We start from the raw sequence: 2,495 nt of genomic DNA on the forward strand, positions 1-2,495 counted from the left end.
AGAAAGATCGTCAATGGATCTGTCTTAACTGATCGGCATTAGGCCCAATGGCCCGTTATCTTTTGAGCGTATCAGGCTAGACCTTGGTCACGCCATACACTTGGTTTTCTTGCTCTTGCACGCGGATAAAAGTGGTACGCTTGGTCAACTCTTTAAGCGACGACGCGCCGACGTAGGTACAGGCAGAACGCACACCACCTTGGATATCTTGAATGGTGGTTTTCAGGCTGCCTTTATACGGCAATAGCACGGTTTTACCTTCTGAAGCGCGATACTCTGCAACACCACCAGCGTGCTTGTCCATGGCGGTTTGTGAGCTCATGCCATAGAAGTGCATAAACTTCTCACCGTTCTTCTCAACCACTTCGCCGCCATTTTCTTTGTGCGCTGCCAGCATGCCGCCTAGCATGACGAAGTCAGCGCCACCGCCGAAGGCTTTAGCCACATCACCAGCAGAGGTACAGCCGCCGTCGCCAACAATCTGGCCACCTAAGCCGTGCGCGGCGTCGGCACACTCGATAATAGCCGACAGCTGCGGATAACCAACCCCGGTCTTTACACGCGTGGTACATACACTGCCAGGTCCGATCCCCACTTTCACCACATCGGCACCACTTAGGATCAGCTCTTCGACCATCTCACCGGTGACCACGTTACCTGCTACAATGACCTTGTCGCTAAAGGTGTCACGCATCTTCTTAACGTAACCGACAAAGTGTTCCGAGTAGCCGTTGGCGACATCTACACAGATAAACTGCACATCGCTATCTAGTGCCAGGATCTGCTTAGTTTTCTCGAAATCAGCTTCTGACGTACCACAGCTCACCATCAGGTACTTATGCTGGTCGCGCGGGATACTCGCCAGGAACTCGGCCCATTGCTCAATACTGTAGTGTTTATGTACAGCAGTCATCATACGGTGCTCTGCAAACATCTTGGCCAAACCAAAGGTCCCTACGGTATCCATATTGGCGGCGACAACGGGCACACCTTCCCATTGACTGTTGGTATGTTTGAAGGTAAACTTCCGATCAATTACAACCTGTGAACGACTCTTCAAGGTTGAACGCTTCGGGCGAATTAACACATCTTTAAAGCCCAGCTTAATATCGGTTTCGATCCTCATCGGTATTCCTATTGTCTTAGACACAAACCTTTCTATGCTAGCAAAAAAATGCAATTAACAGAAAAGTTAATACGTTATACTGATCATGATTTTGCCCATAAAAAAGCCTGCTTTAAAGCAGGCTTTTTCGGTTTAGGCGTTGCCCTTAACTTTGACTCTGTTTTCCGCGGCAAAGTTAAGCATACGGTCTAATGGCACTAGCGCCTTTTCGCGTAGGTTGTCATCGACATACACCTCGTGCCCTGTTCCGTCAATCAGTGCCTCTTCAATGGCTCTCAAGCCATTCATCTTCATCCAAGGGCAATGCGCACAGGAACGGCAGGTTGCGCCGTTACCACCAGTAGGAGCTTCAATCATCTCTTTATCTGGACAAGCTTGTTGCATCTTATAGAAGATGCCTTTGTCGGTGGCCACAATCAGCTTTTTATGGGGCAAGGTCTGCGCTGCCGCAATCAACTGGCTGGTAGAGCCCACAGCGTCTGCCAAATCAACCACCGCTTGTGGCGACTCTGGGTGTACCAGTACAGCCGCGTCGGGGTTTTGCTGCTTAAGCTGGATCAGCGCTTGGGATTTAAACTCATCATGAACGATACAGGCACCTTGCCACAATAGCATGTCAGCACCGGTTTCTTTGGCCACGTAGCCGCCAAGGTGGCGATCTGGCGCCCAGATGATCTTATGCCCTTCACTGTCGAGGTGCTCAACAACATCCAGCGCAATGCTCGAGGTCACTACCCAATCAGCACGCGCTTTTACCGCGGCTGAGGTATTGGCGTACACCACCACGGTGTGGTCAGGGTGAGCATCACAGAACTCATTGAATTCCTTCTCTGGGCAGCCCAAATCTAGCGAGCACTCCGCGTCTAAGGTCGGCATGATGACGCGTTTTTCTGGAGTGAGGATCTTGGCGGTTTCGCCCATAAAGCGCACCCCAGCGACCAACAAGGTCGATGCCGAGTGGTTGTTGCCAAACCGAGCCATTTCAAGAGAATCAGCGACACAACCACCGGTCTCTTCTGCCAGAGCTTGGATCTCAGGGTCGGTGTAATAATGGGCAACTAATACCGCGTCTTTCTCAACCAGCAACTGTTTAATGCGTGCGATATGGCGGGCCTTCTGCTCGTCGGTCAGGGGAGCAGGTTTAGGAGGAAACGGATAGATAGACTCATTAAAGTAAGGAGACTGCAACATAAGCGATATATCGTTAAAAAAAACTTCGGGAATTATACTACGGCACTTTGCCTTTGTCTGTCCGACTAAAGACAAAAAAGCCCCGCTTATGCGAGGCTTTAAAATGATGGTGGGTCGTGAAGGATTTGAACCTTCGACCAATTGATTAAAAGTCAACTGCTCTACCAACTGAGCTAAC

At 50.2% G+C, this 2,495-nt stretch carries 2 protein-coding genes; both read right to left on the bottom strand.

The annotated features are described in order from the left end of the window. Window positions 1–76: 76 nt before the first annotated feature. The gene (locus G462_RS0120020) at window positions 77–1,126 is read right to left on the bottom strand and encodes a GMP reductase (RefSeq protein WP_026960556.1); all 1,050 of its coding nucleotides are present in this window, start codon (window positions 1,124–1,126) and stop codon (window positions 77–79) included. 132 nt (window positions 1,127–1,258) lie between these two features. Then, the gene (gene nadA / locus G462_RS0120025) at window positions 1,259–2,317 is read right to left on the bottom strand and encodes a quinolinate synthase NadA (protein WP_026960557.1); all 1,059 of its coding nucleotides are present in this window, start codon (window positions 2,315–2,317) and stop codon (window positions 1,259–1,261) included. Between the last annotated feature and the right edge of the window lie 178 nt (window positions 2,318–2,495).

Origin of the sequence: Aliagarivorans taiwanensis DSM 22990 (assembly GCF_000429505.1) — a bacterium.
Lineage (GTDB): Bacteria > Pseudomonadota > Gammaproteobacteria > Enterobacterales > Celerinatantimonadaceae > Aliagarivorans > Aliagarivorans taiwanensis.

Coding starts and splice junctions, on each gene's coding strand:
- nadA (WP_026960557.1), bottom strand. CDS start 2,317: ATGTTGCAGTCTCCTTACTTTAATGAGTCTATCTATCCGTTTCCTCCT.
- G462_RS0120020 (WP_026960556.1), bottom strand. CDS start 1,126: ATGAGGATCGAAACCGATATTAAGCTGGGCTTTAAAGATGTGTTAATT.